The following is a 5,750-nucleotide window of genomic DNA, read 5'->3' as shown; positions in this document are numbered from 1 at the left end:
GCAGTCCCATCGCGTACGAGACAGCACTCGCCACAACATCAACTACGCTGGCCCAAGCCGCATAGCCCGTGTCCAAGATTCCGGGTCAAGCCCCGTCACCCAGCCCACCCGCAACCTGGTCATGGACCTCGGCGACAGGGCTGAGTGCTTCCGGTTCCTCATCCATGACCGAGACAGCAAGTACACCGCCACATTCGACGCCGTCTTCGCCGGCAAGGCACAGCCGTCATCCCAAAGCCACCGCAAAGCGCACGGTCCAACACAGTCGCCGACCGTCCGGGTCTCGTACGCCACCGAGGTCGCGGACGTCGGCGCCGAGGCCAGCCACCTCGTCGACCTGGTGAACCTCCCCTGTCACGGCGCCAGCCGGTTCCGGGCATCGGAGAAGCCCTGACGCCCCGCAGTGATGGCGGAGTTCCGCGCGTCTGCCGCAGGGCCAGACCGGGAGGCCGGTTTGTTCCATTCGCCGTCTCCGAGAACCAGGACCGGGTCGAACATGACGACCGCCCCGGCCAGGATCAGAAAGACAACCGGGCCCAGCAGCATGGGCAGCAGGAGAGAGACTCCGGACGAACCACCGGCCGCCTGTGCCGTATCGGTGTGGAGGTGGACGCTCACAGCGGCCATGCCGGTGTAGTGCATGCCGGAGACGGCCAGGCCCATAACAAGGCTGGCACCGAGGGAACGCAGGAAGCCACGGACGGAGACGGCGGCCCACAGCGCCGCCGTCGCGGCGACGAGGGCGATGACCACCGACAGGGCCACGGCGAGCGTGTCATAGCGGATATCGCCGTTGAGTCGCATCGCGGACATTCCGAGATAGTGCATGGCCGCGACGCCCAGCCCGGTGATGCCGCCTGCCAGAGTGAGCATGGCCGGGGCGGCACCGCAGTAGCCGACGATGAACACGCCCGCGGAGACCACCACGATCGCAACAACCAGACTGAGCACCGTCCGCGGAACGTCGTAGGTGATGGGCGCCTGACGCACGGAGAAACCGATCATGGCGATAAAGTGCATCGTCCAGATGCCGCAGCCCAGAGAAGCGGCTCCCAAGGCAAGCCACCCCGGCCTCCACCCAGGATTGTGGTGCACCGTGCGCACCACGCAGCGCAGGCCCAGCGCCGACCCCAGACAGGCCATCAGGTAAGCGGCCACCGGTGTGACCAGACCGTAGCTGAAGCCGTCGACCGTGCCGTTCATCCACGCCCTTCCCTAGTTCCATGGACAGTGAACAGACATTGAGACTGTTTTGAGCCACGAGCAGCAAGCCCTTACCGCCAGTAGCGGTTGACGCTTACGCGATCGTTATTAGCGTCATATGACCATGTAACGTGCCAGCTAAGGGACTTACTGGTGCTGCGGCACGAGAACGCGTTTCTGCGCCGCCAGTTGGCGGGCCGTTCCGCTATGAGCCCTGCGCTTGCCGAGAGTGTCATCCGCCGCGGCCGAAGGCCTGCACCTGGACTGGCGGTCGTCGGCCCCGTCGCTCGAGTCGGCGCTCTCGCGTAGCCGGTAGTCGACGCGTCTTGATGATCGACCGTGCTGCTGCGTCTGCTGCCGATGAGCGACCGGAACAAGGATGCGGAGATCCTGGCCCTCCGCCATCAGATCACAGTGCTCGAACGCCAACTCGACGGTGATCGAGCACGGTTCACTCCGGGCGACCGGGCATTCCTGGCGGCGCTGCTGCATCGGCCGCCGTTGCCGGTTCTGCGGCGGGTGCGGCTGCTCGTGCGTCCTGACACGGTGCTGCGCCGGCACCGCGACCTCGCCAGGCGCCGCCACCCTGTCTTATCGAGGTCCAAGCGACCCGGTCGAACTCGTACCGTGCGCTCCATCCGGTTCCTGGTACTGCGCCTGGCGAGGGAGAATCCAAACTGGGGCTACAGGCGCCTTCACGGCGAGCTGCTCGTGCTGGGAGTGAAGGTGGCCGCCTCGACCGTCTGGAAGATCCTGAAGGATGCCGGCATCGGTCCGGCGCCCGACCAGAACTCCAGCACATGGGCCGGCTTCCTGCACTCCCACGCCGATGCCCTCCTGGCCATGGATCTCGAGGACGCCGGCTGCCGGGCACGATTCATGACCCAGGACAGGGACGGGAAGTTCCCCGGCCTGTTCGACGCCGTTCTCAAGGACACGGGGATCGTGGTCGTCCTCACCGGCATCTGGGTTGTCGCTGAGCATTGAGAACACCTCGGCGCTTGCTACGGAGCCATGGTTGCTCCAGGGACGCCGGGGCCCGGGTTCTGCAAAGTCCCGCGCCGTCCAATCGTTTGCCCACCCGCGATCGAGGGACGCTAGCTGCTCCGGAAAACCTCGATCCAGATCCGCTCTGCTACGAGCCGGGCGGCAGCAGTCCGCGGGTCAGGGTGAAGGCGGCCGTAGCGGTGGACAGGAGGGCGTTGATCCTTCCGAGGATGCGGGACGTCCTGTCGGCGTCCTGCGCGTCGGTGGCCGACGCGAGGTCGTCCATCTGTCCCATGCGCTCAGCCATGTCCCCTCCCGGTCATGGAGCCTGTCATGCCTGCGGGGTGCGCCGGCAGAGGCGACCATGCAGGGGCCGGGACAGGAAGACACCTGGACTGGCCGAACGGTTGGCTCACTCAAGCGGGCTGGGGTGGGGACCGAGTACACCGCGCTCGCGGAGCTGGGCCAGGTGCTCCAGTCCGCCGGGCCGGTACAGCGGTACCGCCTCGACATCGGCCTCGGCCGCACTGACACGGTGGGCCGGGCCTGTGCCGGGCTGCGGGGCGACGGGGGCCTGGGGGTGCGGGCCGCGGCCCAGCGGCCGACGGGGGGTGCTCATGACCGCTGATCGTACGGATATCCCCCAGTGCCACGCGAGTTGGGCTTCAGAGGGCCAGGGTCTCCCGTGCCACTCCCGTGCCACACTGGGCCTGCCCGCCAGCCGCACCGCCATCGATGCGCGGGTCCAGTTGGAAGTGAAGGCCCCGGACGGCACGCCACGGCGCCTGGGAGGAGTCCACATGGCCCAGAGCACCGGACACAGTGTCGGCGGGGCTGCTCTGTTCGCGATCATCTTCGGCGTCCTTGGGGCCCTTGGCGGCTGGATCGCAGGCGGTGGCCTTGGGGGAGGCGCCTGCATACTCGCGGGCGTCGTCTTGGCGGTCGCCATCTTCATCGTCCGACTCGTCGGGATCTTGGCTGCTGCCCGGAGATGACATGAGGCGCTTGCAGAGATCCTGGTGTCGGCGCACTCCTGAGTACGCCATCCGTGCGGACAACCACGCGTCATACCGATGCTCTCCGGGGGACCTTCACACGGATGAGGGTGCCATCGCACAACTTGCCCATGCTCCAACCGACGTTGTCGTCGTCGGCGGGCCTACTGCCTTTGCGTCGCATGGCCATGCCCACGATTGTCGCGCCTACGCCCAACACGCCGCCACCCATCCGACATGGCTTCCCGCCGTGGGAATAGCCAAGTCTCAACGCGAGTTCCGATGCGCCCGGTCGGGGCGGCATACGTCGCAGACCGCTACGTCGGGGTGCCCGGCCAACTCAGCATTCCTGACCAGCTCGGCGGCCTCGGCGGTGGTGATGCGCGTGTGGCTGGTGCGGGCTTGCCAGCAGTCGCGGCGGTGGAGGCGGCGGGACGGGTCGTCTCCCACGTACCGGTGCGGTTTCTCCAGCACCCACTGCCGTCCCGCGATCGCCCCGTCTCCGGGGACGAGCGCGTACTCCTCCTCTGGAATGGGGGTGACGTCGTCAGCGGGGAGGGTAATCGGGGTAGGGGCTCCCATGGGGCGGCCGCGCCCCTCGGGGTCTTCGTAGCGCGTGGGCAGGAGTGCTTCCGCCTCGCACCACCACTGGCCGTCGGGGGTGCGCGTCCAGCCGGTGATGATCAGATCCAGTTCCTGGCCGTCCGGCATCGTGTCGCGGACCCACGGCCCGGCCTTATGACTGTCCCGTGACACCGAACCTTGAGCGCGTGCCATCGAAGATTGAGCGGCGCGGGTCACGTCCAGCGGGATGGCAAGCCCGATGAGCGGGGATCACCCGCAGCGGCGGACCGTCGTCAGCCGTCCTGAGCGGGGAACACCTCGTCGACGGCGCGGCGCAGTGTTTCGCGGACAGCCTTGGCGTTGTCGAGTTCGGCGGCCTGGAACGCGCCGTCATGGAGCAGGACGAGGACGCGTGCGGCGTGGTCGGGGTCGGGGTGGCCCATGGCGGCCGAGAGGTCGCGCAGCACGCCGAACAGCCAGGTGCGCTGGTCGTCGATGACCGCGCGCACCGGGTGGGTGCGGTCGGGGTATTCGGCGGCGGCATTGAGGAACTGGCAGCCGCGGAAGCCGTCTTCGAGGGTCGCGTCGCCGAGTACGGCCATGACCGCACGGAGTGCCTCGCGCGGCGTCTTGCCTTGCCGCGCCCGTCCGACCGCGTCCCGGATCTGTTCGGCGGTGGCCGTGAGGTAGGCCGAGACGAGGTCGTCCTTGCTGGGGTAGTGCCGGTAGAAGGTGGCACGCGTGACCTTGGCCTCGGTGACCAGTCGGTCGATGCCCACGGCCTGGATGCCCTCCGCGTAGAAGAGGCGGGACGCGGTGCGCAGCAGTCGGTCCTTGGGATGCAGCTCCGAGACGGTCGTCATACACCCATCGTAAAGAAAGACCAGTCGTTCTCGACTGTCGCCCCCGTCACGTTGCAGCACCCCAGGTAGAACGACTAATCTCTCTCCCAGAAAGACCGATCGTTCTCCCTGAGAGGAATGGAACCCATGAGCACCACCCCCACCATCGTTCTCGTCCACGGCGCCTTCGGCGACTCCGGCATGTGGAAGGGGGTCATCGCCAGGCTCCAGGCGCAGGGCTACACCACTGTCGCCGCGGCGAACCCGCTGCGCGGGCTGGAGTCCGACGCGCAGTACGTCGCCACCGCCACCAAGGCCGTGGACGGCCCTGTCGTCCTGGTCGGCCACTCCTACGCGGGCGCGATCATCACCCGCGCGGCCCGCGAGGCGTCGAACGTCGAGGCCCTGGTCTACGTGGCCGCCTTCCAGCCCGACGAGGGCGAGAGTGCCCTGCAGAACGCCTCCCGCTTCCCCGGCGCCAAGATGGGGCCGGACACCACCATCGCCATCGAGCACGAGGGCGAGCCGGAGCTGCGCATCCTGCCCGAGCACTACCAGGACGTCATCGCCGGCGACCTGCCCGCCGAGACCACCGACGTCCTCGCGGTCACCCAGCGCCCGGTACGCGTGCAGGCCCTGACGGCCGAACTGTCCGGCACCCCAGCCTGGCGCACCCTGCCCTCGTGGGCAGTGGTCGCAACCCAGGACAACGCCATCCCCGCCCAGGCCCAGGAGTTCATGGCCGAGCGCGCCGGATCGCACGTCGTACGCGCCGAGGCGTCCCACGCGGTGGCCATCTCGCAGCCCGACGCGGTGGCCGACCTGATCGTCGAGGCCGCCAAGGCCACCCGCTGACCCCTCCCTCGCCGTCGCCACCACGGCCTATCGGCTGCTGCGGCGGCGACGGACCGGGGCCCAGTACCGATCAGAGGAGTGGCTGATCGGAGGCACCCCGACACGTGCGCGTTCACGCTGATAGATCCCAGGGGGGCCAGGAATTGGCCGTCAGGCATGTAGGCCATCTGGCCGCTTCCACACATGCCTGACAGGTATCCGAGGGGACGTCAGGCAAATTCGGTACGTCTGCGAAGTGGTGAGACGATCCCAACCTTGTCGGCCCTGTGCTTGTAAAGCTCCGGCCGGGGGACATGCCTCCGGG

8 protein-coding genes and 1 pseudogene are annotated in these 5,750 nt (G+C 68.1%); 4 read left to right on the top strand and 5 right to left on the bottom strand.

Annotated elements, in window-relative coordinates:
• Positions 1-94: 94 nt before the first annotated feature.
• A pseudogene (locus ACWDSL_RS51420) lies at positions 95-276 on the top strand (integrase core domain-containing protein); the annotation flags it as partial.
• A gap of 78 nt (positions 277-354) precedes the next feature.
• Here ACWDSL_RS51420 and ACWDSL_RS51415 read toward each other — a convergent pair.
• Complete coding sequence (locus ACWDSL_RS51415; RefSeq protein ID WP_450496428.1) at positions 355-1,203, bottom strand: MHYT domain-containing protein; 849 nt, start codon at positions 1,201-1,203, stop codon at positions 355-357.
• 339 nt (positions 1,204-1,542) lie between these two features.
• On the opposite strand from ACWDSL_RS51415, the gene ACWDSL_RS51410 reads away from it, so the two are divergent.
• The gene (locus ACWDSL_RS51410; RefSeq protein WP_450496426.1) at positions 1,543-2,190 is read left to right on the top strand and encodes a helix-turn-helix domain-containing protein; all 648 of its coding nucleotides are present in this window, start codon (positions 1,543-1,545) and stop codon (positions 2,188-2,190) included.
• Between the two features lie 148 nt (positions 2,191-2,338).
• Here ACWDSL_RS51410 and ACWDSL_RS51405 read toward each other — a convergent pair whose 3' ends face one another.
• Together ACWDSL_RS51405 and ACWDSL_RS51400 are read right to left on the bottom strand one after the other, a co-directional pair.
• The gene (locus tag ACWDSL_RS51405; protein WP_450496424.1) at positions 2,339-2,497 is read right to left on the bottom strand and encodes a hypothetical protein; all 159 of its coding nucleotides are present in this window, start codon (positions 2,495-2,497) and stop codon (positions 2,339-2,341) included.
• A gap of 105 nt (positions 2,498-2,602) precedes the next feature.
• Positions 2,603-2,809, bottom strand: a complete 207-nt coding sequence (locus tag ACWDSL_RS51400; protein ID WP_450496423.1) for a hypothetical protein — start codon at positions 2,807-2,809, stop codon at positions 2,603-2,605.
• Positions 2,810-2,990: 181 nt separating this feature from the next.
• On the opposite strand from ACWDSL_RS51400, the gene ACWDSL_RS51395 reads away from it, so the two are divergent.
• A complete protein-coding gene (locus ACWDSL_RS51395) occupies positions 2,991-3,185 on the top strand; it encodes a hypothetical protein (protein ID WP_450496421.1) in 195 nt (64 codons plus the stop codon).
• A 267-nt stretch (positions 3,186-3,452) separates the two neighbouring features.
• Here the strand turns inward: ACWDSL_RS51395 and ACWDSL_RS51390 are convergent, their stop codons facing one another.
• Both ACWDSL_RS51390 and ACWDSL_RS51385 read right to left on the bottom strand, forming a co-directional pair.
• Complete coding sequence (locus ACWDSL_RS51390; protein ID WP_450496419.1) at positions 3,453-3,941, bottom strand: DUF6233 domain-containing protein; 489 nt, start codon at positions 3,939-3,941, stop codon at positions 3,453-3,455.
• 101 nt (positions 3,942-4,042) lie between these two features.
• Positions 4,043-4,612 (bottom strand): TetR/AcrR family transcriptional regulator, encoded by a 570-nt coding sequence (locus tag ACWDSL_RS51385; RefSeq protein ID WP_450496417.1) that lies wholly within the window; start codon positions 4,610-4,612, stop codon positions 4,043-4,045.
• 126 nt (positions 4,613-4,738) lie between these two features.
• On the opposite strand from ACWDSL_RS51385, the gene ACWDSL_RS51380 reads away from it, so the two are divergent.
• The gene (locus ACWDSL_RS51380; RefSeq protein ID WP_450496416.1) at positions 4,739-5,446 is read left to right on the top strand and encodes an alpha/beta fold hydrolase; all 708 of its coding nucleotides are present in this window, start codon (positions 4,739-4,741) and stop codon (positions 5,444-5,446) included.
• The last annotated feature ends 304 nt before the right edge of the window (positions 5,447-5,750 follow it).

Source organism: Streptomyces sp. NPDC000941 (genome assembly GCF_053599555.1).
The sequence above is the reverse complement of the archived record's forward strand: the minus strand, read 5'-3'. Positions and strand labels throughout refer to the sequence as shown.